Origin of the sequence: Kosakonia cowanii JCM 10956 = DSM 18146, from assembly GCF_001975225.1 — a bacterium.
Lineage (GTDB): Bacteria > Pseudomonadota > Gammaproteobacteria > Enterobacterales > Enterobacteriaceae > Kosakonia > Kosakonia cowanii.
Genome location: NZ_CP019445.1, coordinates 268,448 through 294,204 on the forward strand (window position 1 = coordinate 268,448; position 25,757 = coordinate 294,204).

The following is a 25,757-nucleotide window of genomic DNA, read 5'->3' on the forward strand; positions in this document are numbered from 1 at the left end:
TTTTGTAATTTCTTTTCAATTTTTACATACGGAATTCTAATGATTGTCACAAAAACGCCGCGTTATGTTGCTTAGTTACAGAAAAGTCCCTTTCCTGGCGCAGGCTTAGTGCGCTTGATCCCAGTTTGGCCCGCTTCCCACTTCCACCAGCAGCGGCACATCGAGTTGAGTACTGCTCTCCATCAGCTCATGGATCTTCTTCGTGACCGCCTCGATATCCTCTTTATGCACCTCGAACACCAGTTCATCGTGTACCTGCATGATCATCCGCACGCGCGGCTTCTCTTGCTGTAACCACGCATCGACGGCGATCATCGCGCGTTTGATGATATCTGCCGCGGTGCCCTGCATCGGGGCGTTGATCGCCGCGCGCTCGGCGCCCGCACGACGGGCAGCGTTGCTCGATTTGATGTCCGGCAGATAGAGGCGGCGACCATCGAGCGTTTCAACATAGCCGCTCTCTTTCGCCTGCGCGCGGGTACGCTCCATATACTCCAGCACGCCAGGATAGCGCTCGAAGTAGAGATCCATATACTTCTGCGACTCTTTGCGCGGAATATTGAGCTGGCGCGAGAGGCCAAAGGCGCTCATGCCGTAGATCAGACCGAAGTTGATCGCTTTCGCGCTGCGGCGCTGCTCATTGCTTACGCTATCCAGCGGCAGGCCAAACACTTCTGCTGCCGTTGCACGGTGAATATCCTGACCTTCAGCAAACGCTTTCAGCAAGCCCTTATCCCGTGAGAGGTGCGCCATGATGCGCAGCTCGATCTGCGAGTAGTCCGCAGAGACGATGACGTAATCTTTCGGCGCGATAAAGGCCTGACGAATACGACGTCCCTCTTCATTACGCACAGGAATGTTTTGCAGGTTAGGATCGGTGGAGGACAAGCGTCCCGTCGCGGTCACTGCCTGGTGGTAAGAGGTGTGTACACGCCCGGTTTTAGGGTTGATCATCAGCGGCAGCTTATCGGTGTAGGTCGATTTAAGCTTCGCCAGACCGCGATATTGCAGGATCACTTTTGGCAGCGGGTAATCCAGCGCCAGCTCTTCCAGCACCTCTTCTGAGGTCGACGGCGCGCCGCCCGGGGTTTTCTTCAGCGGTTTAATACCCTGTTTTTCAAACAGAATGGTTTGCAGCTGCTTGGTCGACGAGAGGTTAAACGCTTCGCCCGCGATCTCATGCGCTTTTTGCTCCAGCTCCGCCAGACGCAGGGTCAGCTCCTCAGAGTGCTTGTGCAGCACAGCCGGATCGATATTGACGCCGTTGCGTTCGATGCGCGAAATGACCGGCACCAGCGGCATTTCAATATTCTGGAAGACATTCAGCGGGCCGGCGTGCTGTTGCAGCTCAGGCCACATCGCCAGATGGAGTTGCAGCGTGACATCAGCATCTTCCGCCGCATAATGCCCGGCCTCTTCCAGCGCAATCTGGTTGAAGGTCAGCTGGTTTTTACCTTTCCCGGCGATCTCTTCGAAGGTCACGGTTTTGTGCTTCAACCAGCGCTGAGAGAGGCTGTCCATATCATGACGGCCAACAACGCTATTGAGGATGTAGGACTCAAGCATGGTGTCGAAGGCGATACCGCGCAGTTCGATGCCGTAATTTTCCAGCACGCCGCGATCGTATTTCAGGTTTTGGCCCACTTTGAGAAGCTTTTCATCTTCCAGCAGCGGTTTCAGCAGTTCCAGCGCGCGGTCGCGCGGGATCTGATCCGGCGCATCAAGGTAGTCATGGGCAACCGGTACATAGGCCGCCACGCCAGGTTCGATAGCAAAGGAGATGCCGACCAGATTGGCACTGATGTTATCCAGGCTGTCCGTTTCCGTATCGAAGGCAAACAGCGCCGCGCTTTTCAGTTTGCCGATCCAGCTCTGCAACGTCTCTTCATCAAGGATGGTGACGTAGTTTTCAGCAGAGAGGATAGCCGTCGGGATATCGGGCTCCGCTTCTACCACAATCGTTTCCTGCGGCTTCGCGGCTGGCTTGCTTCCTCTCGCCTGCAGCCATTTTCCGGCTTCGACATCCGCCGTCCAGCGCTTGAATTCGTAACGCTTAAAGAGCTCCACCAGCTCTTCGGTGGCCGGCTGCTGAACTTCGAGCTGTTCGCTCGTCAGCTCCAGCGGAACGTCGGTTTTGATGGTCGCCAGCTGGTAGGAGAGGTAAGCGACCTCTTTATTCTGCTCCAGCTTCGCCGCCATGGTTTTCGCACCACGGAAGCTCAGTTCGGCAATCTTCTCCGGCGCGGCATAGAGCGAGTCGAGACCACCCAGCCCTTGTAACAGCGCCTGCGCGGTTTTTTCACCCACGCCAGGGACACCGGGGATGTTATCGGAGGAGTCGCCCATCAGCGCGAGGAAGTCGATAATCAGCTCTGGCGGTACGCCATATTTGGTAACGACCTCTTCCGGCCCCAAAATGGTGTTGGACATGGTATTGATCAGCGTGACGTTTGGTGTCACCAGCTGCGCCATATCTTTGTCGCCGGTACTGATCAGCACCGGACGCCCTTTTTTGTCCGCTTCACATGCCAGCGTGCCGATAACGTCATCCGCTTCAACACCCGACACCGCCAGCAGCGGCAGACCCATCGCTTTCACCATTGCATGCAGCGGCTCAATCTGCGCACGCAGATCGTCCGGCATCGGCGGGCGGTGGGATTTGTAATGTTCGAACAGCTCATCACGGAACGTCTTACCCTTCGCATCAAACACCACTGCGACATGCGTCGGCTGATACTGCAGCAACAGGCTGCGCAGCATATTCAACACGCCGTACATTGCGCCGGTGGGTTCTCCAACGCTGTTGGTCAGAGGAGGAAACGCATGATACGCGCGATAGAGGTAAGAGGAGCCGTCAACAAGAATGAGTGGGTTTTCGGGGATCTGAACCATGATATCCATGCCTGTTTTTTCAATTTACGCTAAAGGATGCCACAGACAGGATGAAAACATGAGTTTTTCCCGGTAAATGGCGGAAAAGATTTCGCGATCGTCGGGATCCCTCGCAGAAACATCCTGTGGATAAGTTTGTGCACAGTTTTTAATTGGCTGGATTTTTGTGGCTTTTCGTGGATCGTAAAAATATACAAAACCATTAAAATCAACACATTGAGAAGATAAAAAGGATCGCTGTTGCTTTTTGGTGATAATCTGCTCTGTGTGGATAGAAGAAAAAGGGCATTGCATTCTTCTTTACTATCTATCAAAAGCGCTGAATAAGGTTTCCTCATTGCCGCTCTCGCTTTTCTGATAAAATCGGCGCCTTGCACACCTTTTAGCAAGCATTTTGCTGCTAACTTTTTGAAATATTTAATCATGTCGAGACTACCCGCGGTTATTACGCTCTTTTTTAGCGTTCTGTTAACCATCCTGCTTACTGCTGTCTGCTCTGTGCCGATTATTATCGCCGGCCTGATAAAACTGCTTATTCCGATCCCGCGTTTTTGGCGGGCGATCTCTGCCTTCTGTAATGTGATGATGGCTTGCTGGTGCGAAGGCCTCTACTGGCTGCTGCGCCTCAATCCCCGGCTGGAATGGGATATTCAGGGGCTGGAGGGATTGAATAAAAGAAACTGGTATCTGCTTATTTGTAACCACCATAGTTGGGCAGATATCGTGGTGCTGTGTGTCCTGTTCCGCAAACAGATCCCGATGAACAAGTACTTCCTGAAGCAGCAACTCGCCTGGGTGCCCTTTATCGGCCTGGCGTGCTGGGCGCTGGATATGCCTTTTATGCGCCGCTACTCACGAAGTTATCTGCTGAGGCATCCTGAAAGACGGGGCAAGGATGTTGAGACAACGCGCCGTTCGTGTGAGAAGTTTCGCCTGCAGCCGACAACGATGGTGAATTTTGTTGAAGGATCGCGTTTTACAGAAGAGAAACGGCGTCAGACACGCTCTTCGTTTAAGCATCTGCTGCCACCAAAAGCGGCGGGTATCGCGATGGCGTTAAACGTTCTGGGTAAACAGTTCGACAAAATGCTGGATGTGACGCTTTGCTACCCCGAGAACGATAGCACGCCCTTTTTCGATATGCTCAGCGGCAAATTGACCCGTATCGTGGTGCGTATTGATTTGCTGGCGGTTCACGAAGGGTTGCATGGCGATTATATTAATGACAAGAATTTTAAGCGCAGCTTTCAGCAGTGGCTGAATGGGTTATGGCTCGCTAAAGATGAACGTATAGACGCCATCAAAGCCACCTGTAAAAACGCCGGTCAGTGACCGGCGTTATCTTTACTTCTTCTCAACCAGGAACTTCACCGTATCAGCGTAGCTTTTCACAAACGCATCAAGGCTACTGCCGTCCATACCGCGTTGATCGATCTGGTATTTACCGTTGACGAACATCGCGGGTACACCCTGCAACTGCAGATCGGCCGCAGCTTTCTCTTGCTGGGCAACCAGTGATTTCACCACGAAGCTGTTCCAGGCAGCGTCGTACTCTTCGCCCTTCACGCCGGCTTTGATAAATACGTCACGAATGTCAGCAACGGTTTGAACAGTCTGCGTTTTTTGTACCGCTTCAAACATCGGGGAGCTGATTTTATCTTCCACGCCCAGCGCCATGGCTACTGCCCAGGCCTGCGTCATCTCTTTGCCCAGCGGCCCCAGGAACTCGACGTGGTATTTGGTCATTTTTGTCCCCTGCGGCAGTTTCTTTTTCACCGCTTCGGAGACGTGCCAGACCTGCTCAAAGTCGTAGCAGTGCGGGCAATAGAATGAGAAGAACTCCAGCACCTGCGGTTCACCGGCGACCGGCTTATCCAGCGTGTTGTACTGCTTACCTTCGGTAATGTCTGCTGCCGAAGCGCTAAATGCCAGAATCATTCCTGCCAGCGCCAGCCAAATCTTCTTCATGGTCAACTCTCTCCGTTTAATACATGGGGGTTAATGCTAAAGGGGGTTCTTGCAGAACCTTCACCTGTTCAAGAAAAATGTGCGTCTGATTGCGCCAGTGATCTTCGCTGTTCAACCAGGGGAAATTTTTAGGAAACGCGGGATCGTCCCAGCGGCGGATAAGCCACGCCAGATAGTAGACCAGACGCATGGCGCGCAGCGGTTCAATCAGGGCAAGCTCCGCGGTATCAAACTCGCAAAACTCTTCGTAGGCTTCGACGATCATCTCCAGCTGCATGCGCTGCTCGGCTTTATCACCGTGCAACAACATCCATAAATCTTGTACCGCCGGGCCATTACGCGCATCGTCTAAATCGACAAACATTGGGCCATCTCGCCAGAGAATATTCCCGGCATGACAATCCCCATGCAGACGCAGCAAGTTGGCGCGATTATGCCACTGCGCCATAACGGCATCGATAAGCTTATCAACTGCGCTCAAAAACGCCTCTTTTAAGCTTGTCGGGATTAGCGAGGTGGTCTCAAAAAGCTGGCGCGGCTCGCGCAAATATTCGTTAACCCCCATGTCAGGACGATGGGTAAAACGCTTTTGACGGCCGGTCTGGTGCAGACGACCAAGATAGCGGCCAACCCACTCCATCTGATCGAGGTTGTCCGCTTCAAACTGGCGGCCGCCAACGCTCGGGAAAACGGCGAAGAGAAAATCCTGGTGGGTGAGTAAGGTTTCATTATTAAACGCGAGCGGTGCGGCGACCGGCACATCATTCTCTTGCAGGTCGAGCGCAAACTGATGCTCTTCGCGTATCTGTTCCGCTGACCAGCGCTGCGGGCGGTAGAACTTCACGACATAGCGGCGGCGATCTTCGTCCTGAAACTGATAAACACGGTTTTCGTAGCTATTAAGCGGAGTGAGGCCGGAATCGACCCGGATCCCCTGCGCGAAAAGCGCATCCATGATGGTATCCGGGTGAAGCGTCTGGAAAGTAAAAGCGTTACAGGTCATCCTGGGATCCGAAAATACGACGAATGATTCAGGATATCATTTTGGGCCGTTTTCGGTGGCTCCTCTTACAAGGTTTTACTCTTTAATCACGCCGCGGGCGCGCAGCAACGCGGTTTTGAAATCCTCTTCGTAATCTTTTTGAATGCCCGGGATCGCTGCGTCTTTTGCCGAGTCGCGCATTTTCAGGTGATAGATCAGGATGTCATCACTTAAATCTGCCAGTTCGCCTTCATAACCTGACTCTTGCGCCAGTTTCTGTAAAAATTGCATTAAATTGAGTTCGGGCTCTTTCTGCCAGGCTGGCTGGAGAAGTTCGATAACTTCGTTAAGGCGTTTACATTTCATGTATCTGCTCCTTATTTTGTGTTCCGACACGTTAGCAGGGTCAATCCCACAATAAAAGAGGCGTTACTGGTGAAGGATAGCAGTGCAGTGCTCGGCGTCGTGCTGGCTGGCGGCAAAGCGTCACGTATGGCGGGCAAAGACAAAGGGTTGCTGGAGCTTAACGGTAAACCGCTCTGGCAACATGTCGCCGGGCGATTAGCACCCCAGGTGAAGAGCGTGGCAATCAGCGCCAATCGCAATCTTGATACCTATCGCCTCAGCGGCCTGCCGGTCATTGAGGACACTCTACGTGACTTCCCGGGCCCGCTTGCTGGGATGTTGGCTGCTTTACAACAGTGCGAAGCCGAATGGTTCCTCTTTTGCCCCTGTGATACGCCCTATATTCCGGCCGATCTCTTATCGCGTTTACTGGCCGGCCGCGGCCAGGCTCCGGCAGTCTGGGTGCATGATGGCGAACGCGATCACCCTGTGATTGCTCTGCTTCATCGGGACCTTTCACCGCGCCTGGAAGCGTGGCTGGCACAAGGTGAGCGCAGGGTTATGATGTTTATGCGCGAAGCAGGTGGGCATGCGATAGATTTCAGCGATCGCCGTGCGGCATTTGCCAATGTGAATACGCCTGACGATCTCGCGCGTTGGCAGGAGAGATCATGATCCCATTACTTGCGGTGGCGGCCTGGAGCGGAACGGGTAAGACGACACTGTTGAAAAAGCTGATTCCGGCGCTGTGCGCACGAGGCATTCGTCCCGGCTTAATCAAGCATACCCATCATGATATGGATTTGGATACGCCGGGCAAGGATAGTTATGAGTTACGTAAGGCAGGCGCAGCGCAGACGCTGGTCGCCAGCAGTCAACGATGGGCATTAATGATGGAAACGCCTGATGAAACGGGGCTGGATCTTAACTGGCTGGTCAGCAGGATGGATGCGACAAAGCTGGATTTGGTGCTTGTAGAAGGCTTTAAACATGAACCGGTGCCTAAGATCCTGCTTTGGCGCGCAGATTGTGGGCATGACATTAGTGAGTTAACGATAGATGAACATTCGATCGCGGTTGCGAGCGATGTTGAACTGGCGCTGTCTGTACCGGTGCTGGATATTAATGATATTGAGGAAGTTGCGGAGTTTGTCTTGCAGTGGTTAGGACAGAAAGAGGCTGTTTAAGCGCTACTTGCCATTTTATTGGGCGTTTTTTCCCGCAGAAAGCAAAAAACCCCAGCCGTGAGGCTGGGGTTCTTCTTATTTGATGCCTGGCAGTTCCCTACTCTCGCATGGGGAGACCCCACACTACCATCGGCGCTACGGCGTTTCACTTCTGAGTTCGGCATGGGGTCAGGTGGGACCACCGCGCTAGTGCCGCCAGGCAAATTCTGTTGCCATCCCGCGTTAGCCGGACGGCTTAATCTGTATCAGCTGAAAATCATCTCTCATCCGCCAAAACATCTTCGGCGTTGTAAGGTTAAGCCTCACGGTTCATTAGTACCGGTTAGCTCAACGCATCGCTGCGCTTACACACCCGGCCTATCAACGTCGTCGTCTTCAACGTTCCTTCAGGAGACTTAAAGTCTCAGGGAGAACTCATCTCGGGGCAAGTTTCGTGCTTAGATGCTTTCAGCACTTATCTCTTCCGCATTTAGCTACCGGGCAGTGCCATTGGCATGACAACCCGAACACCAGTGATGCGTCCACTCCGGTCCTCTCGTACTAGGAGCAGCCCCCCTCAATTCTCCAGCGCCCACGGCAGATAGGGACCGAACTGTCTCACGACGTTCTAAACCCAGCTCGCGTACCACTTTAAATGGCGAACAGCCATACCCTTGGGACCTACTTCAGCCCCAGGATGTGATGAGCCGACATCGAGGTGCCAAACACCGCCGTCGATATGAACTCTTGGGCGGTATCAGCCTGTTATCCCCGGAGTACCTTTTATCCGTTGAGCGATGGCCCTTCCATTCAGAACCACCGGATCACTATGACCTGCTTTCGCACCTGCTCGCGCCGTCACGCTCGCAGTCAAGCCAGCTTATGCCATTGCACTAACCTCCTGATGTCCGACCAGGATTAGCTGACCTTCGTGCTCCTCCGTTACGCTTTAGGAGGAGACCGCCCCAGTCAAACTACCCACCAGACACTGTCCGCAACCCGGATCACGGGTCCACGTTAGAACATCAAACATTAAAGGGTGGTATTTCAAGGTTGGCTCCACGCAGACTGGCGTCCACGCTTCAAAGCCTCCCACCTATCCTACACATCAAGGCTCAATGTTCAGTGTCAAGCTATAGTAAAGGTTCACGGGGTCTTTCCGTCTTGCCGCGGGTACACTGCATCTTCACAGCGAGTTCAATTTCACTGAGTCTCGGGTGGAGACAGCCTGGCCATCATTACGCCATTCGTGCAGGTCGGAACTTACCCGACAAGGAATTTCGCTACCTTAGGACCGTTATAGTTACGGCCGCCGTTTACCGGGGCTTCGATCAAGAGCTTCACCTTGCGGTTGACCCCATCAATTAACCTTCCGGCACCGGGCAGGCGTCACACCGTATACGTCCACTTTCGTGTTTGCACAGTGCTGTGTTTTTAATAAACAGTTGCAGCCAGCTGGTATCTTCGACTGGTTTCAGCTCCGTGAGCAAGTCACTTCACCTACGCACCAGCGTGCCTTCTCCCGAAGTTACGGCACCATTTTGCCTAGTTCCTTCACCCGAGTTCTCTCAAGCGCCTTGGTATTCTCTACCTGACCACCTGTGTCGGTTTGGGGTACGATTTCGTGTTACCTGATGCTTAGAGGCTTTTCCTGGAAGCAGGGCATTTGTCACTTCAGCACCGTAGTGCCTCGTCATCACGCCTCAGTGTTAAAGTGAACCGGATTTACCTGGAACACACACCTACACGCTTAAACCGGGACAACCGTCGCCCGGCCGACATAGCCTTCTCCGTCCCCCCTTCGCAGTAACACCAAGTACAGGAATATTAACCTGTTTCCCATCGACTACGCCTTTCGGCCTCGCCTTAGGGGTCGACTCACCCTGCCCCGATTAACGTTGGACAGGAACCCTTGGTCTTCCGGCGAGCGGGCTTTTCACCCGCTTTATCGTTACTTATGTCAGCATTCGCACTTCTGATACCTCCAGCAGCCCTCACAGGCCACCTTCGACGGCTTACAGAACGCTCCCCTACCCAACAACACATAGTGTCGCTGCCGCAGCTTCGGTGCATGGTTTAGCCCCGTTACATCTTCCGCGCAGGCCGACTCGACCAGTGAGCTATTACGCTTTCTTTAAATGATGGCTGCTTCTAAGCCAACATCCTGGCTGTCTGTGCCTTCCCACATCGTTTCCCACTTAACCATGACTTTGGGACCTTAGCTGGCGGTCTGGGTTGTTTCCCTCTTCACGACGGACGTTAGCACCCGCCGTGTGTCTCCCGTGATAACATTCTCCGGTATTCGTAGTTTGCATCGGGTTGGTAAGCCGGGATGGCCCCCTAGCCGAAACAGTGCTCTACCCCCGGAGATGAATTCACGAGGCGCTACCTAAATAGCTTTCGGGGAGAACCAGCTATCTCCCGGTTTGATTGGCCTTTCACCCCCAGCCACAGGTCATCCGCTAATTTTTCAACATTAGTCGGTTCGGTCCTCCAGTTAGTGTTACCCAACCTTCAACCTGCCCATGGCTAGATCACCGGGTTTCGGGTCTATACCCTGCAACTTAACGCCCAGTTAAGACTCGGTTTCCCTGCGGCTCCCCTATACGGTTAACCTTGCTACAGAATATAAGTCGCTGACCCATTATACAAAAGGTACGCAGTCACCCCATAAAGAGGCTCCCACTGCTTGTACGTACACGGTTTCAGGTTCTGTTTCACTCCCCTCGCCGGGGTTCTTTTCGCCTTTCCCTCACGGTACTGGTTCACTATCGGTCAGTCAGGAGTATTTAGCCTTGGAGGATGGTCCCCCCATATTCAGACAGGATACCACGTGTCCCGCCCTACTCATCGAGCTCACAACCTGTGTGCTTTTGTGTACGGGGCTGTCACCCTGTATCGCGCGACTTTCCAGACGCTTCCACTAACACTCAGGCTGATTCAGGCTCTGGGCTGTTCCCCGTTCGCTCGCCGCTACTGGGGGAATCTCGGTTGATTTCTTTTCCTCGGGGTACTTAGATGTTTCAGTTCCCCCGGTTCGCCTCACAGCACTATGTATTCATGCTGTGATAGTGCAACGGATTGCACTGGGTTTCCCCATTCGGACATCGCCGGCTGTAACGGTTCATATCACCTTACCGGCGCTTTTCGCAGATTAGCACGTCCTTCATCGCCTCTGACTGCCAGGGCATCCACCGTGTACGCTTAGTCGCTTAACCTCACAACCCGAAGACGTTTCGTAAAACATCATCAGTTGCGAAAATTTGAGAGACTCACGGAACAATTCGCATTGTTCTGTGTTTCAATTTTCAGCTTGATCCAGATTTTTAAAGAGCAAAACTTCGCAGCACACACAGAATGTGTACTCTGAAGTTTTCTAGTGACGAACAGTGAGGATGGTGGAGCTATGCGGGATCGAACCGCAGACCTCCTGCGTGCAAAGCAGGCGCTCTCCCAGCTGAGCTATAGCCCCATCGTAGTTAAACTCTGTACCTTGAATTCGTTTCCGGGCGCGGCGTGATGGAGCGAAGCATACGTAACGTATGTGAGCTTCAGCACAACAAAGCACGGGAGCGAATTTGGTAGGCCTGAGTGGACTTGAACCACCGACCTCACCCTTATCAGGGGTGCGCTCTAACCACCTGAGCTACAAGCCTGCAGAGATTTTCACTGCTCGTTATTTTTCATCAGACAATCTGTGTGGACACTGCAGGGAAAGGTTCTTTAAGGTAAGGAGGTGATCCAACCGCAGGTTCCCCTACGGTTACCTTGTTACGACTTCACCCCAGTCATGAATCACAAAGTGGTAAGCGCCCTCCCGAAGGTTAAGCTACCTACTTCTTTTGCAACCCACTCCCATGGTGTGACGGGCGGTGTGTACAAGGCCCGGGAACGTATTCACCGTGACATTCTGATTCACGATTACTAGCGATTCCGACTTCATGGAGTCGAGTTGCAGACTCCAATCCGGACTACGACGCACTTTATGAGGTCCGCTGGCTCTCGCGAGATTGCTTCTCTTTGTATGCGCCATTGTAGCACGTGTGTAGCCCTGGTCGTAAGGGCCATGATGACTTGACGTCATCCCCACCTTCCTCCAGTTTATCACTGGCAGTCTCCTTTGAGTTCCCGGCCGGACCGCTGGCAACAAAGGATAAGGGTTGCGCTCGTTGCGGGACTTAACCCAACATTTCACAACACGAGCTGACGACAGCCATGCAGCACCTGTCTCACAGTTCCCGAAGGCACCTTTCCATCTCTGGAAAGTTCTGTGGATGTCAAGACCAGGTAAGGTTCTTCGCGTTGCATCGAATTAAACCACATGCTCCACCGCTTGTGCGGGCCCCCGTCAATTCATTTGAGTTTTAACCTTGCGGCCGTACTCCCCAGGCGGTCGACTTAACGCGTTAGCTCCGGAAGCCACGCCTCAAGGGCACAACCTCCAAGTCGACATCGTTTACGGCGTGGACTACCAGGGTATCTAATCCTGTTTGCTCCCCACGCTTTCGCACCTGAGCGTCAGTCTTCGTCCAGGGGGCCGCCTTCGCCACCGGTATTCCTCCAGATCTCTACGCATTTCACCGCTACACCTGGAATTCTACCCCCCTCTACGAGACTCAAGCCTGCCAGTTTCGGATGCAGTTCCCAGGTTGAGCCCGGGGATTTCACATCCGACTTGACAGACCGCCTGCGTGCGCTTTACGCCCAGTAATTCCGATTAACGCTTGCACCCTCCGTATTACCGCGGCTGCTGGCACGGAGTTAGCCGGTGCTTCTTCTGCGGGTAACGTCAATCGACGCGGTTATTAACCGCATCGCCTTCCTCCCCGCTGAAAGTACTTTACAACCCGAAGGCCTTCTTCATACACGCGGCATGGCTGCATCAGGCTTGCGCCCATTGTGCAATATTCCCCACTGCTGCCTCCCGTAGGAGTCTGGACCGTGTCTCAGTTCCAGTGTGGCTGGTCATCCTCTCAGACCAGCTAGGGATCGTCGCCTAGGTGAGCCGTTACCCCACCTACTAGCTAATCCCATCTGGGCACATCTGATGGCAAGAGGCCCGAAGGTCCCCCTCTTTGGTCTTGCGACGTTATGCGGTATTAGCTACCGTTTCCAGTAGTTATCCCCCTCCATCAGGCAGTTTCCCAGACATTACTCACCCGTCCGCCACTCGTCAGCGAAGCAGCAAGCTGCTTCCTGTTACCGTTCGACTTGCATGTGTTAGGCCTGCCGCCAGCGTTCAATCTGAGCCATGATCAAACTCTTCAATTTAAAGTTTGATGCTCATCGAATTAAACCGTAATGAATTACGTGTTCACCCGTGAGACTTGGTATTCATTTAGTGTCCGAAGACATTAAGAATCCATGTCACCTGAGTGCCCACACAGATTGTCTGATAAATTGTTAAAGAGCAGTTGCGACGCGCTTCAGCGCTCTGTCGCGAGGTGGCGTATATTACGCTTTCCTCTTTCAGAGTCAACCCTGAATTTCAGGATTTTTTCTCTTCCGACTTAACGTCGCTGCAAGCTGTTGTTTGCTTAGCGCCGTGTCGATGGAGGCTCATTATAGGGAGCCTACGAGGAATGACAAGCGGAAAAATGCATTTTTATTTCAACCGCTCATCTTTTCAACATAACGGCTATTTTTGGTGCTTTTTAATCGCTGCAGGCAGCTCCGCAAGGCTATTTAGCACCCAATCTGCACTTTTTTCCGCCTCTGGCGTTACTGGCTTACCGGTACGCACCAGCACTTTCGTGCCGACGTTCGCTGCCGCACCCGCCTGCATATCTTCCATTTTGTCGCCCACTATATAAGAAGCGGCCATATCAATGTTCAGGAAGTCACGCGCAGAGATCAGCATACCCGGCTGCGGCTTACGGCAATCGCACTCCTGGCGATACTCTTCTACGCTCGCCTCAGGATGATGCGGGCAATAGTAGATGCCATCAAAATCGACATCGCGATCGGCAAGAGACCAGTCCATCCATTCGGTCAGCGTTTCAAATTGCGCTTCACTATATAAGCCACGCGCAATACCAGACTGATTGGTGACGAGCACCAGCGCATAGCCCATCGCTTTTAATTCACGCATGGCATCAATGACGCCATCGATAAACTCGAAGTTATCGATCTCATGAACATAGCCGTGATCGATGTTAATCGTGCCATCACGATCGAGAAAAATAGCGGGTACTAAAGTTGCCAAAGGTTTACTCCTGATAAAGGCCGTGTTGCGGCGTAGTATCTCATGTTTCGCTACGCAGGAAAGTGCTCATCATAACAGCGCGACATTGATTTAGACGTCTGGATGCCTTACCATCCGCTCTGTTTACGGCTATTTCCCGTAACCGGCAGAACAAAATGCCACGGCTCACTCTTATACGATAAAAATAATCTAATGATTAAACTTTCGAATATCACCAAGGTGTTCCAACAGGGAAACCGCAAAATTCAGGCGTTAAACAACGTCAGTCTGCATGTGCCTGCTGGCCAAATATATGGCGTGATTGGCGCATCTGGCGCAGGGAAAAGTACGCTGATTCGCTGCGTAAACCTGCTTGAGCGCCCGTCACAAGGTAGCGTGCTGGTCGACGGTCAGGATCTGACCCAGCTCTCTGAAGCGGAATTAACCAAAGCGCGCCGCCAAATCGGCATGATCTTCCAGCACTTCAACCTGCTCGCTTCCCGCACGGTGTTCGGCAACGTGGCGCTGCCGCTGGAGCTGGATAACACCCCGCGCGAAGAGATTAACCGCCGCGTTAAAGAGCTGCTCGATCTGGTCGGCCTCGGCGATAAGCACGACAGCTACCCGGCCAACCTCTCCGGCGGGCAGAAACAGCGTGTCGCCATCGCCCGTGCGTTAGCCAGCAATCCAAAGGTGCTGCTGTGCGATGAAGCCACCAGCGCCCTTGACCCGGCAACGACCCGCTCGATTCTTGAATTATTGAAAGACATTAACCGTCGCCTGGGGCTGACCATTCTGTTGATCACCCATGAGATGGACGTGGTGAAGCGCATCTGCGACTGCGTGGCGGTAATCAGCAACGGCGAATTGATTGAGCAGGATACCGTCAGCGAAGTCTTCTCCCATCCGAAAACGCCGCTGGCGCAGCAGTTTATCCAATCGACGCTGCATCTGGACATCCCCGAAGACTATTTACAGCGTTTGCTGCCTGAGCCGCAGGCGGATAGCGTTCCGATGCTGCGCATGGAGTTTACCGGCCAGTCGGTAGACGCACCGCTGCTGTCGGAAACTGCCCGTCGTTTCAATGTGAATAACAATATTATCAGCGCGCAGATGGATTACGCCGGCGGCGTGAAGTTCGGCATTATGCTGACCGAAATGCACGGCACCGCGCAGGATACGCAGGCGGCCATCGCCTGGCTGCAAGAACACCATGTAAAAGTAGAGGTACTCGGTTATGTCTGAGGCAATGATTTGGCTCTTCGCCCGCAGCATCTGGGAAACGTTGTTTATGACCTTTGCCTCAGGCCTGCTCGGTTTTGTCGTCGGCCTGCCGTTCGGCGTATTACTTTATGTGACCCGTCCCGGCCAGATTATGCAGAACCTCACGCTCTATAGCGCGATTTCGGCCACGGTCAACATCTTCCGCTCTATCCCCTTTATTATTCTGCTGGTATGGATGATCCCCTTTACCCGCGTCATCGTTGGCACCTCGATCGGCCTTTACGCGGTGATCGTGCCGCTGACCGTTGGCGCAGCGCCGTTTATCGCCCGTATGGTAGAGAACGCCCTGCTTGAACTGCCAGCAGGTCTGATTGAAGCATCCCGCGCAATGGGCGCAACGCCGATGCAGATCATCCGCAAGGTATTGCTGCCGGAAGCGCTGCCAGGGTTAATCAATGCCGCAACCATTACGCTTATCACGCTGGTCGGTTACTCAGCGATGGGCGGTGCCGTGGGTGCGGGCGGTCTTGGTCAGTTAGGTATTCAGTACGGCTATGTCACCTATAACCCATTAGTAATGAACACGGTTTTAGTATTGCTTGTGGTTTTGGTTTACTTAATTCAATTCGCGGGCGATCGTATCGTCCAGGCTGTGACGCACAAATAACGTTACACAACATAACGACTCTGACAGTAAGGAATAACTGATGGCTTTTAACTTCAAGACCTTTGCCGCCGTTGGCGCACTGATCGGCTCCCTGGCGCTGGTTGGCTGCGGCCCGGATGAAAAAGATCCGAATCACATCAAAGTCGGTGTGATTGTTGGTGCTGAGCAGCAAGTCGCGGAAGTGGCGCAGAAAGTAGCAAAAGAGAAGTATGGCCTCGATGTTGAGCTGGTCACCTTTAACGACTACGTGCTGCCGAACGAAGCACTGAGCAAAGGCGATATCGACGTTAACGCCTTCCAGCATAAACCGTACCTCGATCAGCAGATCAAAGATCGCGGCTTCAAACTGGTGCCGGTCGGCAACAGCTTTGTCTATCCGATCGCTGGCTACTCGAAAAAGATCAAAGCGATCTCTGAACTGCAGGATGGTTCTCAGGTTGCCGTTCCTAACGATCCGACCAACCTTGGCCGTGCCCTGCTGCTGCTGCAGAAAGAGGGTTTGATCAAACTGAAAGATGGCGTTGGCCTGATGCCGACCGTGCTGGACGTTACTGAAAACCCGAAAAACCTGAAGATTGTTGAGCTGGAAGCCCCGCAGCTGCCGCGCTCACTGGACGATGCGCAGATTGCGCTGGCGGTGATCAACACCACTTATGCCAGCCAGATTGGCCTGACCCCAGAAAAAGACGGCATCTTTGTTGAAGACAAAAACTCTCCGTACGTAAACCTGATCGTCGCGCGTGAAGATAATAAAGACGCGGAAAACGTGAAGAAATTTGTGCAGGCGTTCCACTCTGACGAAGTCAGCGAGGCCGCCAACAAAGTCTTTAACGGCGGCGCGGTGAAAGGCTGGTAATCTCATCAGTCTGTAATATCATTCAGGGCGGGCGAAAGCCCGCCTTGTTATTTGGGCACGCCCTTGTTTCAATACGGCGTTAAGAAAATTTTTGTGAGGATACTTTTATGCGTGCTTTCCCGATCTGTCTATTAGCACTCACGCTGAGCGGCTGTTCGTTGCTAAGCAGATCACCTGTCGAACCCGTGCAGAACAACGCAGCGGAACCCAAAGCAGAGCCGCAAAAAGCGAAAGTCGCACGCGCCGCTCCCGTTCGCATTATTACCAACGCAGAAGAGCTGGTCGGCAAGCCGTTCCGCGATCTCGGTGAAGTGACCGGCGAATCGTGCCAGGCCAGCAACCAGGATTCACCGCCGAACATCCCTACCGCCCGTAAACGCCTGCAGATCAACGCCTCGAAAAAAGCCAAAGCGAATGCCGTCCTGCTGCATAACTGCGAAGTCACCAGCGGCACGCCAGGCTGCTACCGCCAGGCGATCTGTGTCGGCTCTGCCCTGAATATTTCGGCCAAATGAGTCATTTTGCTTTCGAGCAAATCGGCGTTATTCGCTCACCCTACAAAGAGAAGTTCGCTGTCCCGCGCCAGCCAGGCCTGGTGAAACACGGCGGCGGCGAACTTCACTTGCTGACGCCTTATAACCAGCCCGATGCGGTTCGCGGCCTGGAGGCGTTCAGCCACCTGTGGGTGCTGTTTGTTTTTCATCAGACGATGGAAGGCGGCTGGCGCCCAACGGTGCGGCCTCCGCGTCTCGGCGGCAATGCCCGCATGGGCGTCTTTGCCACCCGCTCGACGTTTCGCCCCAATCCGATCGGCATGTCGCTGGTCGAGCTGAAGGGCATCCGCTGCCATAAAGATGAGGTGATCCTGCAACTTGGTAGTCTCGACCTGGTTGATGGCACGCCTGTGGTTGATATCAAACCCTACCTCCCCTTTGCAGAAGCGCTGCCAGACGCGCAGGCAAGCTATGCACAGCACGCCCCGCCGCGACTGTCGCCGTAACCTTTGCACCTGAACTTGCACCGTCGCTCGCCCTGCTGGAGAAACGCTTTCCGCACTTTGCCGCGTTTGTGCAGGAGGTGCTGTCGCAGGATCCGCGCCCGGCCTACCGCAAAGAGGAGGAGCCGGGGAAAACCTATGCCGTCTGGCTGCATGATGTGAATGTTCGCTGGCGCGTTGTCGACGGCGGTTTTGAAGTGTTTGCCCTTGAACCACGCTAATTTTGAGCCCCTCTCTTTTGGCATCTCTGCCGGGCTGATAAACTAAACCACTTTTTTGTGTCAGGCCGCCTCCGGCCTGCTCCAATTGTCCAAATGGAACCGTAACAACATGCGTACTAGCCAATACTTGCTCTCTACTCTGAAAGAGACGCCTGCCGACGCCGAAGTGATCAGCCACCAGCTGATGCTGCGCGCCGGGATGATCCGCAAACTGGCCTCCGGGTTGTACACCTGGTTGCCGACCGGTCTGCGCGTCCTGAAAAAAGTCGAAAACATCGTGCGTGAAGAGATGAACAACGCCGGTGCGATTGAGGTGTCCATGCCGGTCGTGCAGCCAGCCGACCTGTGGCAAGAGAGCGGTCGCTGGGAGCAGTACGGTCCGGAACTGCTGCGTTTTGTCGATCGCGGCGAGCGCCCGTTCGTGCTCGGCCCGACCCACGAAGAGGTGATCACCGATCTGATCCGCAACGAGCTGAACTCCTATAAACAGCTGCCGCTGAACTTCTTCCAGATCCAGACTAAGTTCCGCGATGAAGTGCGCCCGCGTTTCGGCGTGATGCGCTCGCGCGAGTTCCTGATGAAAGATGCTTACTCTTTCCATACTTCTCAGGAGTCGCTGCAAGAGACCTATGACGCGATGTACGCTGCGTACAGCAAAATCTTCAGCCGTATGGATCTCGATTTCCGCGCGGTGCAGGCAGACACCGGCTCCATCGGCGGTAGCGCATCCCATGAGTTCCAGGTGCTGGCGCAGAGCGGCGAAGATGATGTGATCTTCTCTGACTCCTCCGATTTCGCTGCCAACATTGAGTTTGCCGAAGCGCTGGCACCGAAAGCGCCGCGCGCGGCTGCCACACAGGAGATGACGCTGGTCGATACGCCAAATGCGAAGACCATCGCCGAGCTGGTTGAGCAGTTCAATCTGCCGATTGAGAAGACCGTTAAAACCCTGCTGGTGAAAGCCGAAGAGGGTGCCAGCGAGCCGCTGATTGCGCTGCTGGTGCGTGGCGATCACGAGCTGAACGAAGTGAAAGCGGAAAAACTGCCGCAGGTTGCCAGCCCGCTGACCTTCGCCACCGAAGAAGAGATCCGCGCGCTGGTCAACGCCGGCCCGGGTTCGCTCGGCCCGGTTAACCTGCCGATCCCGGTAGTGATTGACCGTACCGTTGCCGCCATGAGCGACTTCTCCGCGGGCGCGAACATCGATGGCAAACACTACTTTGGCATCAACTGGGATCGCGACGTGGCGACGCCGGAAGTGGCGGATATCCGCAACGTGGTAGCCGGCGATCCAAGCCCGGACGGCAAAGGCACCCTGCTGATCAAACGCGGTATCGAAGTGGGTCATATCTTCCAGCTCGGCACCAAATACTCTGAGGCACTGAACGCCGCCGTACAGGGTGAAGATGGCCGCAACCAGATCCTCACCATGGGCTGCTACGGTATTGGCGTGACGCGCGTTGTCGCGGCTGCCATTGAGCAGAACCACGACGATCGCGGCATCATCTGGCCGGACGCGATTGCTCCGTTCCAGGTTGCCATTCTGCCGATGAATATGCACAAGTCCTACCGTGTGCAGGAGCTGGCGGAAAAACTCTATGCCGATCTGCGCGCGCAGGGTATTGAAGTGCTGATGGACGATCGTAAAGAGCGTCCGGGCGTGATGTTTGCTGATATGGAACTGATCGGCATTCCGCACACCGTGGTGATTGGCGATCGCAACCTCGACAATGACGATATCGAATACAAATATCGTCGCAGCGGCGAGAAGCAGATGATCAAAACCGGCGATGTGCTGGATTACCTGGTAAAAGCCATCAAAGGCTAAACCAATTAAAAAGCCCCGTTTAACGGGGCTTTTTTTATGCTGTCAGAGACTACTCATCACAGCCTTTATCCGCGCTGAATTTGCCTTTGTTATTCGTCACCAGCACTTTCTGCGCCGCACCGGTATCCGGGTTCGGCTCCAGCGCAAAATGCCCCTCCACCACCAGCAGAATCGGTTTCAGCTCCGTGCCGCGCGCCGCCGCATAATCGCGCTCAAGCTGCGCGTTGCTGGCGACCGCCACCTCTTTTCCGGTCGCGCAATCGGTAAAGACCGCCGCATCCGCCATATATTTATACATGCCGCGCATCGCCATCGGCGTGGCTGGCAGTGGTGCTTTTACCGGCTGCAGGGTGTAGTTGAGCGACGACTCAATCGGGTTGCCCTCCTGATCCAGCATCTCCAGCGCTTCACCCTTCGCACGGAAATAGGTCTTGTCGCCCTGGCTATCGGTAAGGACTAATTTGTCCGCTGTGCGCGCCCAGTTGCCATAGGTGCCGAATACCGATGGTGCTTTCCCTCCCTGGTAACGCTGGTTCATTACCCAACTGCCATCTTTTTGCAGAAACAGCGAGGTTTCAATACCTTCACAATCCGCGCAGGGCAACACACCTCGCCAGCTCTGCTGCATCGGTTTCAGCTCTTCGACCTGGGTCGGCTGCACCATCTCGGTCTCGTTACGGTTATTACAGCCGAAAAGGGCAAAGAGGGTACACCCTGCCGCAACGGCTAAAATCGCTCTGTTCACACTCGTTTCCTTATGCTTGTTCTCTTTCTGTTTATCCGCCGTCATGGCGACGGACTTTGCCGCGCAGAGATTTGACCGTCGACTTTTGTGATTTCGTCGATAACCGCCGCTCTTTCGAGGCGCGGGTCGGGCGCGTGGCCCGGCGGCTTTTCTGCACTACGGTTAACTCTTTAATCAGCGCCACCAGGCGGGCTATCGCTGCTTCGCGATTCATCTCCTGGCTGCGGTACTCCTGCGCTTTGATAACGATCCAGCCATCCTGGCTTATCAAATGGTGCGACACCTCCAGCAGGCGCGCCTTGTAATACTCTGGCAGGCTGGAGGCGCGAATGTCAAAACGCAGATGAATGGCGGTTGAGCTTTTGTTGACGTGCTGGCCGCCCGCGCCCTGCGAGCGCACGGCGGTGATATCCAGCTCATCCTCAGGCAGCGAGACGGAGCGGGAGATCTCAATCATGGTTGCTGCCAGGTTTCAAAATGGAACTCCACGTTTTGCGTGGCATCTGAGAGCCAGATTGCGCCATCCTGCAAAGTCGCCTGCAGATTCATGGTGCGATCGTCGGCAAATGCGCTGAGCGCTGCCAGCTGTGCGTCATCAAGATACCAGATACTTAAATTGCTGAAAGTTGCGCAGCGCGCCTGGTTTTGCTGCCACCAGATATTCGCCGCCCGTGAATTATAGGTAAAGAGCGCCACCTCTTTTGCCTGGTTGCACGCCTTCTTTAACCGCTTTTCATCAGGCAGGCCAAGCTCAATCCACAGATCGATCCCGAGGTAGTCATTGCGCAGCCACGCTTCCGGCTCATCATCAGCGCTCAGCCCGCGCGTAAACTGCAACCGCTCGTCGGCATACTTTATCCAGGCCAGCAGGCGCAGCATCATGCGCTCCTGCGTTTCGGAAGGATGACGGGCCAGCGTCAGGGCGGCATCTAAAAACTGGTTCCGATCCATGTCGGCTACATTCACCGTCGCCTTATAAATTGTCGCTTTTAACGCCATTACATCCTCCTTCATAAAATGGCCGCCATTGTAGCGAAAATAAGCATAAAGCGCTGTTATCTCTTGCCGCGTGCGTTATTCATCGCTCTGATAATGGTAAACAAGCTATGGTATAGTCACCTTGCTAAACAGAGGTTAACTTCGTAGGCTTAGGGTTATCTCACAGTAAAGCCGGGAGACTGGCAGGAGGTGATGTGGATAATTATTGTGAGCTAGTGCGCAAACGTTATGCGGAAATCGCCAGCGGAGATGTAGGGTATATCCCGGACGCGCTGGGGTGCGTATTGAAGGTCTTGAATGAAATGGCGTCGGATGACACCCTTTCAGAGTCGGTCAGGGATAAGGCAGCCTATGCTGCCGCGAACTTACTGGTGAGCGATTATGTCAATAAATGATGCCTATCAACCCATCAATTGTGATGATTATGACAATCTTGAACTCGCCTGCCAGCATCATCTTTTATTGAAGCTGGAAATGAAAGATGGCGAGGTCCTCAGCGCCAAAGCGAACGATCTGCTGTTACGTAAAAACGTTGAGTATCTGGTGATTGACGCCGCCGGGGAGACCTGTGAACTGCGTCTGGACAGAATCGCCAGCTTCAGCCATCCCGAAATCGGCACCGTTGTGGTGAGCGAGTCCTGAACAGTACGGGCAGCGTCGCTGCCCGTTATCTTTGCCACGCCAGACACACACCCGTCTGCCCCGCCTCTTTCACCCCTTCCCGCGTTACAAACCGATCGGCCGCCGCAATCAGCGTATCGCCATAAAAAAGCAGCGGCGTGGCATCGCGCTGCCAGGGAGGAACGCCCAGCTCCTGCCATATTTTTTTCAGCTTCCGCCCGCCATGACGACCCACAATATGAATCAGGCCCGGCGTCTGAAAGCGCACCGAAACCGCTTCATCGACAGTGGGCGCGCGTAACTCACCGCCGAGGAGCAACGACAGAGATCCCAATCCCTGCGGCAAAGTGAGCGTGGCGAAAGGCGCAGGCCAGGCAAGCTCGGCATCACGCGGATGCGCGGTGCGTTTCACCCACCATAAACATCCCTGATAGCGCCGCACCTCATCGTCGCCAACGCGCAGGCACGGCACCGCATCTTCCCGGGCGAGCGCCACCTCCTGCCACAGGCGATCGAGCATCGCCCGCGAAGGCATCATCGCCCCGCGCTGCGCCAGCCAGCGGCGCAAAAGTGCTCGCCGCCGCGCATCACTGTAACCGGTGAGAGGCGCAATCGTCAGCGCCCCCTCTGCGGTGGTCACTGTTGATAACGACTCCGCCAGCAGTTCATCAAGTAACTGTTCCTGTTCACCGCACAGCGCGGCACTGCGCGCCACCGCGTCGGCAAAGTGCGGCCAGCGGGCGTTTAACAGAGGCAGGATATTCTGGCGCAGGAAGTTGCGATCGAAGCGCGTGTCGGCGTTGCTCTCATCCTCGATCCAACTGAGATGATGATCGCGCGCCCACTGCTCCAGGGACGCCCGGCTCTGGTTGAGCAACGGGCGGATCAGCTGCGTATCGCCAAACGGCAGGCTCTGAGGCATCGCGGCCAGCCCGGCCGGCCCGCTGCCGCGTTTAAGCGCTAACAGCACCGTTTCAGATTGATCGTCGAGATGCTGCGCGGTGACAAGCACCTCCCCCGGCAGTAGCGCTTCACGAAACGCCTGATAGCGCGCGGTACGCGCCTGCGCCTCAATCCCCTTCCCTTCATCCACCAGCGTGACGCGAACGGTTAATAACGGGATCTGCCAGCTCTCACACAGTGATTCGCAGTGCGCCGCCCAGCGATCGGCATTCGGGCTTAAACCGTGATGCACATGAATTGCGCGCAGCTGCACATCGGGGCGATCTTCACGCCAGAGCCGCAGTTGATGCAGCAAAACGGTGGAGTCTAACCCGCCGCTGAACGCCACCAGAAACTGGCGTGATTCGGTTGGCAACGAGAGAAGCAGTGGCGTGGTCATAGTGAGTGTTAACACGGGAACAATGCCCGGCACGTTACCGGGCATTCACAGAAGTGGCAAGCCTTACTGCTGGTAAAGCTCCAGCGGCAGGCCGTCGGGATCGTTAAAAAAGGTGAAGCGTTTATCGGTGCAGGGGTCGATGCGGATCTCTTCACACGCCACGCCGTGCGCGGTGAGGTGGGCAACCGCCTGGTCAATATCATCGACGCTGAACGCCAGGTGGCGTAGCCCGCAGGCTTCCGGCCGGCTGGGGCGCGCGGGCGGGAACGGAAAGGAGAAAAGCTCGATAACGTACTGCCCGTTAAGCGCCAGATCGCCTTTCCATGAGTCGCGCGCTTCGCGATAGACTTCACTGAGCAGCGTAAAGCCGAGGATGTCGCAGTAGAAAGCTTTGCTCTTCGCATAATCCGTCGCAATGATGGCGATATGGTGAACCTGTTTTAAACCCAGCATAATCTCTCCTTTTTTTGATGCCAGAACGTTACGCCCGCCGCGGAACGCCCGCAACCATTCAGCGCGTTTTTAGGACTCTGACGTAATAACACCCCTCTTCGTCCCGTTTTGCACCGTGAATATCCGTTTCGAAACCGGGATAGTGGCGGCCAATGGCGCAGAGCATTAGCAGAAAATCGAGCACTGCCCGGCTCTGCTCGGTGATCATCTCGCCCGGCATCACCAGCGGCACGCCCGGCGGATAAGGCAGGATCATATTGGCGGAAACGCGGCCGATGAGCGCTTCCAGCGCTACCGTTTCGACATCGCCACGTACCTGTCGCTGCCACGCCTGATGCGGCGTCAGTTTCATCTCCGGCAACACGTCGAAGGCCTGCAACATCAGGCGCGGCAGATCGTGCTGGCGGATCAGCTTATGGATCCCCTGCGCCAGATCCTGAATGCGCATATTGCGGTAGAAGTCGGGGTCTTCTGCGTAGAGATCCGGCAGCATATTGCGCACCCGCAGATTGAGATCGTAGGCGCGCTTAAACTCCATCAAACCGCGCAACAGACCCATCGCCCGCGTTTTATCAATACCGATACTGAAGAGAAACAGCAGATTATAGGGCCCGGTTTTCTCCACCACTACGCCGCGCTCATCAAGGAACTTCGCCACCAGCGCCGCCGGGATCCCTTCGTCGCCCATATTGCCGACCTCATCCATACCCGGCGTCAGGATCGTCACTTTCACCGGATCGAGGAACATATGATCCTCGTCGGCTTCGCGAAAACCGTGCCAATCCGCACCGGGCGCCACCGGCCAGCACTCCGCTTCATCAATCTCTTCCGGCTGCCAGATATCAAAGAACCAGCCATCGGCCTCCTCTTTCAGCCGCTGAACCTCTTTACGGAAGTGGAGCGCGCGCTCCACGGAGCGGTTAATCAGCCGCTTACCGGGGTTGCCGCGCAACATCGCCGCCGCCGTTTCGATGGAGGCGACCAGCGGGTAACTTGGCGAGGTGGTGGTATGCATCATAAAGGCTTCGTTGAAAGCATCTTCGTCATATTCACCTTTGATATGAATCAGCGACGCCTGCGAGAAGGCGGCCAACATTTTGTGTGTCGACTGGGTTTCATAAAAGACTTTCCCCGGCACGCGATCGCCGCTCATACCGCTTTTCCCAGCGTAGATCGGATGGAAGTTGGTATAGGGCACCCAGGCGGAGTCGAAGTGAATCGACGGCACATCCAGCGTCTTCTTGATCCAGTCGGTGTTGTAGAGCAGGCCATCATAGGTGGAGTTAGTGATCACCGCATGCACCGGCCAGCTTGCACCTGGCGTAGCAACGATCTTCTGCTCAATGCTGGCTGAGGCAAATTCACGGCGCGGAATGCCGCCAAGAATGCCCAGCGCGTTGCGCCCCGGTTTCAGCCACAGCGGCGTGACATCGCTCATCATCAGCAGGTGAGCCAGTGATTTGTGGCAGTTACGGTCAATAAGCAGCGTGCTGCCGGTTGGTGCGGCGTACATGCCGACAATCTTATTGGAGGTGGAGGTGCCGTTCGTCACCATATAGCTCTGCTCGGCACCAAAGGTGCGGGCGATATACTCCTCCGCTTCAAGATGCGGGCCGGTGTGATCGAGCAGCGATCCGAGCTCCGTCACCGAGATCGAGACATCCGCTTTCAGCGTATTGCCGCCGAAGAAGTCATAGAAGAGGCAGCCGACCGGGCTTTTCTGGTAGGCGGTGCCCGCCATATGCCCTGGCGTACAGAAGGTGTACTTCCCCTCCTTTACGTAGGTAAACAGCGCCCGGGTAAAGGGCGGGGTAATGTTTTCCAGATACTCTTTGGTGTATTGCGCGATGCGCGTCGCAATATCATCCGCCACGCTCAGCGCATATTCGAAGAACCACAGCGCCATGCGCATATCCTGGGCGCTGACATCCATCGTCGAGTGGGTGTTGATAAAACCGTAGAGCGGGAGGTATTCGTTAAGCTGGTTGATCTCGCAGCACAGGTCGAGGTTGTACTCGTCCCAGTCAAAGATCACGCCGCAGATGCGGGGGTTGTGTTCGATAAATTTCAGTAAGTCGGTACTGTTTCTCGGCCAGATGATCTGAAAACCCTGCGCCTGTAAGGCCTGCTCCAGTTCCTTAATCGGCTCATCTTTGTAGAAAACGCCATGGGGTCCCATGATGGCAATAATATTCACAACTACCTCCGTTAAAAACCTTAGCTAAGCATAGTTGAGGTAAACAGCAGGTATAAAAAAAGCCGCACCC

Annotated in this window: 22 protein-coding genes, 2 tRNA genes, 3 rRNA genes and 1 pseudogene; 11 read left to right on the forward strand and 17 right to left on the reverse strand. The window is 54.6% G+C overall.

Annotated features, from left to right (window positions below):
• Positions 1–105: 105 nt before the first annotated feature.
• Both polA and BWI95_RS23195 read right to left on the reverse strand, forming a co-directional pair.
• On the reverse strand, positions 106–2,892 hold the full coding sequence (gene polA / locus BWI95_RS01270; RefSeq protein WP_076770262.1) for a DNA polymerase I: 2,787 nt from the start codon (positions 2,890–2,892) through the stop codon (positions 106–108).
• 29 nt (positions 2,893–2,921) lie between these two features.
• The gene (locus tag BWI95_RS23195) at positions 2,922–3,317 is read right to left on the reverse strand and encodes a hypothetical protein (protein WP_076768860.1); all 396 of its coding nucleotides are present in this window, start codon (positions 3,315–3,317) and stop codon (positions 2,922–2,924) included.
• On the opposite strand from BWI95_RS23195, the gene BWI95_RS01280 reads away from it, so the two are divergent.
• Complete coding sequence (locus tag BWI95_RS01280; protein ID WP_076768861.1) at positions 3,316–4,224, forward strand: acyltransferase; 909 nt, start codon at positions 3,316–3,318, stop codon at positions 4,222–4,224. The genes BWI95_RS23195 and BWI95_RS01280 overlap by 2 nt on opposite strands.
• 12 nt (positions 4,225–4,236) lie before the next feature.
• Here the strand turns inward: BWI95_RS01280 and dsbA are convergent, their stop codons facing one another.
• From dsbA to BWI95_RS01295, 3 genes are all read right to left on the reverse strand, one after another.
• A complete protein-coding gene (gene dsbA, locus BWI95_RS01285) occupies positions 4,237–4,860 on the reverse strand; it encodes a thiol:disulfide interchange protein DsbA (RefSeq protein WP_042716840.1) in 624 nt (207 codons plus the stop codon).
• Positions 4,861–4,876: 16 nt separating this feature from the next.
• Positions 4,877–5,863: a serine/threonine protein kinase gene (locus tag BWI95_RS01290; protein ID WP_076768862.1), complete on the reverse strand. Its 987-nt coding sequence runs from the start codon at positions 5,861–5,863 to the stop codon at positions 4,877–4,879.
• Between the two features lie 75 nt (positions 5,864–5,938).
• A complete protein-coding gene (locus tag BWI95_RS01295) occupies positions 5,939–6,208 on the reverse strand; it encodes a YihD family protein (RefSeq protein ID WP_023479302.1) in 270 nt (89 codons plus the stop codon).
• A gap of 126 nt (positions 6,209–6,334) precedes the next feature.
• Here BWI95_RS01295 and mobA point away from each other — a divergent pair, with 126 nt between their 5' ends.
• Together mobA and mobB are read left to right on the forward strand one after the other, a co-directional pair.
• Positions 6,335–6,862, forward strand: coding sequence for a molybdenum cofactor guanylyltransferase MobA (gene mobA, locus BWI95_RS01300; RefSeq protein WP_232374439.1), 528 nt, complete (start codon positions 6,335–6,337; stop codon positions 6,860–6,862).
• Complete coding sequence (mobB, locus tag BWI95_RS01305; protein ID WP_054804641.1) at positions 6,859–7,374, forward strand: molybdopterin-guanine dinucleotide biosynthesis protein MobB; 516 nt, start codon at positions 6,859–6,861, stop codon at positions 7,372–7,374. The genes mobA and mobB overlap by 4 nt, the downstream gene beginning before the upstream one ends.
• Positions 7,375–7,458: 84 nt before the next feature.
• Here the strand turns inward: mobB and rrf are convergent.
• From rrf to gmhB, 6 genes are all read right to left on the reverse strand, one after another.
• Positions 7,459–7,574: ribosomal RNA gene (gene rrf / locus BWI95_RS01310) — 5S ribosomal RNA — on the reverse strand.
• Between the two features lie 91 nt (positions 7,575–7,665).
• Positions 7,666–10,571: ribosomal RNA gene (locus BWI95_RS01315) — 23S ribosomal RNA — on the reverse strand.
• Between the two features lie 178 nt (positions 10,572–10,749).
• Positions 10,750–10,825: transfer RNA gene (locus BWI95_RS01320), tRNA-Ala, on the reverse strand.
• Positions 10,826–10,932: 107 nt separating this feature from the next.
• Positions 10,933–11,009 (reverse strand) — tRNA-Ile (locus tag BWI95_RS01325).
• A 73-nt stretch (positions 11,010–11,082) separates the two neighbouring features.
• Positions 11,083–12,624 (reverse strand): 16S ribosomal RNA (locus BWI95_RS01330).
• Together the 16S, 23S and 5S rRNA genes with 2 tRNA genes alongside form the textbook arrangement of a ribosomal RNA operon.
• A gap of 367 nt (positions 12,625–12,991) precedes the next feature.
• Complete coding sequence (gmhB, locus tag BWI95_RS01335) at positions 12,992–13,558, reverse strand: D-glycero-beta-D-manno-heptose 1,7-bisphosphate 7-phosphatase (protein WP_076768864.1); 567 nt, start codon at positions 13,556–13,558, stop codon at positions 12,992–12,994.
• A 192-nt stretch (positions 13,559–13,750) separates the two neighbouring features.
• Between gmhB and metN the strand changes: the two genes are divergently transcribed.
• The 6 genes and pseudogenes from metN to proS all read left to right on the forward strand — a co-directional run bounded on the left by metN (position 13,751) and on the right by proS (position 19,330).
• A complete protein-coding gene (gene metN / locus BWI95_RS01340; RefSeq protein ID WP_054802831.1) occupies positions 13,751–14,782 on the forward strand; it encodes a methionine ABC transporter ATP-binding protein MetN in 1,032 nt (343 codons plus the stop codon).
• Positions 14,775–15,428 carry a methionine ABC transporter permease MetI gene (gene metI / locus BWI95_RS01345; protein WP_054802830.1) on the forward strand — a complete coding sequence of 218 codons (654 nt, stop codon included), beginning with the start codon at positions 14,775–14,777 and terminating at the stop codon, positions 15,426–15,428. The genes metN and metI overlap by 8 nt, the downstream gene beginning before the upstream one ends.
• Before the next feature lie 40 nt (positions 15,429–15,468).
• Positions 15,469–16,284: a MetQ/NlpA family lipoprotein gene (locus BWI95_RS01350; RefSeq protein WP_042713897.1), complete on the forward strand. Its 816-nt coding sequence runs from the start codon at positions 15,469–15,471 to the stop codon at positions 16,282–16,284.
• A gap of 107 nt (positions 16,285–16,391) precedes the next feature.
• Complete coding sequence (gene rcsF, locus BWI95_RS01355; RefSeq protein WP_076768865.1) at positions 16,392–16,799, forward strand: Rcs stress response system protein RcsF; 408 nt, start codon at positions 16,392–16,394, stop codon at positions 16,797–16,799.
• Positions 16,796–17,502: pseudogene (gene tsaA, locus BWI95_RS01360) on the forward strand (tRNA (N6-threonylcarbamoyladenosine(37)-N6)-methyltransferase TrmO). Before rcsF ends, tsaA begins: the two are co-directional and overlap by 4 nt.
• Before the next feature lie 109 nt (positions 17,503–17,611).
• Entirely contained in the window at positions 17,612–19,330 is a 1,719-nt protein-coding gene (gene proS, locus BWI95_RS01365) for a proline--tRNA ligase (RefSeq protein WP_076768866.1), read from the forward strand.
• 49 nt (positions 19,331–19,379) lie between these two features.
• Here the strand turns inward: proS and nlpE are convergent, their stop codons facing one another.
• From nlpE to BWI95_RS01380, 3 genes are read right to left on the reverse strand one after another with little or no spacing between them, the layout of a single operon-like run.
• The gene (gene nlpE, locus BWI95_RS01370) at positions 19,380–20,075 is read right to left on the reverse strand and encodes an envelope stress response activation lipoprotein NlpE (protein ID WP_054802840.1); all 696 of its coding nucleotides are present in this window, start codon (positions 20,073–20,075) and stop codon (positions 19,380–19,382) included.
• 31 nt (positions 20,076–20,106) lie between these two features.
• Positions 20,107–20,532 (reverse strand): alternative ribosome rescue aminoacyl-tRNA hydrolase ArfB, encoded by a 426-nt coding sequence (arfB, locus tag BWI95_RS01375; RefSeq protein WP_076768867.1) that lies wholly within the window; start codon positions 20,530–20,532, stop codon positions 20,107–20,109.
• Entirely contained in the window at positions 20,529–21,074 is a 546-nt protein-coding gene (locus BWI95_RS01380) for a YaeQ family protein (protein WP_076768868.1), read from the reverse strand. Before BWI95_RS01380 ends, arfB begins: the two co-directional genes overlap by 4 nt.
• 194 nt (positions 21,075–21,268) lie before the next feature.
• On the opposite strand from BWI95_RS01380, the gene BWI95_RS01385 reads away from it, so the two are divergent.
• Together BWI95_RS01385 and rof are read left to right on the forward strand one after the other, a co-directional pair.
• Positions 21,269–21,469 (forward strand): YaeP family protein, encoded by a 201-nt coding sequence (locus tag BWI95_RS01385; protein WP_023480353.1) that lies wholly within the window; start codon positions 21,269–21,271, stop codon positions 21,467–21,469.
• Positions 21,456–21,716 (forward strand): Rho-binding antiterminator, encoded by a 261-nt coding sequence (gene rof, locus BWI95_RS01390; protein ID WP_054802828.1) that lies wholly within the window; start codon positions 21,456–21,458, stop codon positions 21,714–21,716. Before BWI95_RS01385 ends, rof begins: the two co-directional genes overlap by 14 nt.
• A gap of 25 nt (positions 21,717–21,741) precedes the next feature.
• Here rof and tilS read toward each other — a convergent pair whose 3' ends face one another.
• From tilS to BWI95_RS01405, 3 genes are read right to left on the reverse strand one after another with little or no spacing between them, the layout of a single operon-like run.
• A complete protein-coding gene (tilS, locus tag BWI95_RS01395; protein ID WP_076770263.1) occupies positions 21,742–23,052 on the reverse strand; it encodes a tRNA lysidine(34) synthetase TilS in 1,311 nt (436 codons plus the stop codon).
• Between the two features lie 48 nt (positions 23,053–23,100).
• Positions 23,101–23,490 carry a VOC family protein gene (locus BWI95_RS01400; protein WP_023480267.1) on the reverse strand — a complete coding sequence of 130 codons (390 nt, stop codon included), beginning with the start codon at positions 23,488–23,490 and terminating at the stop codon, positions 23,101–23,103.
• A gap of 58 nt (positions 23,491–23,548) precedes the next feature.
• A complete protein-coding gene (locus tag BWI95_RS01405; RefSeq protein ID WP_054802827.1) occupies positions 23,549–25,687 on the reverse strand; it encodes a lysine decarboxylase LdcC in 2,139 nt (712 codons plus the stop codon).
• Positions 25,688–25,757: the final 70 nt, after the last annotated feature.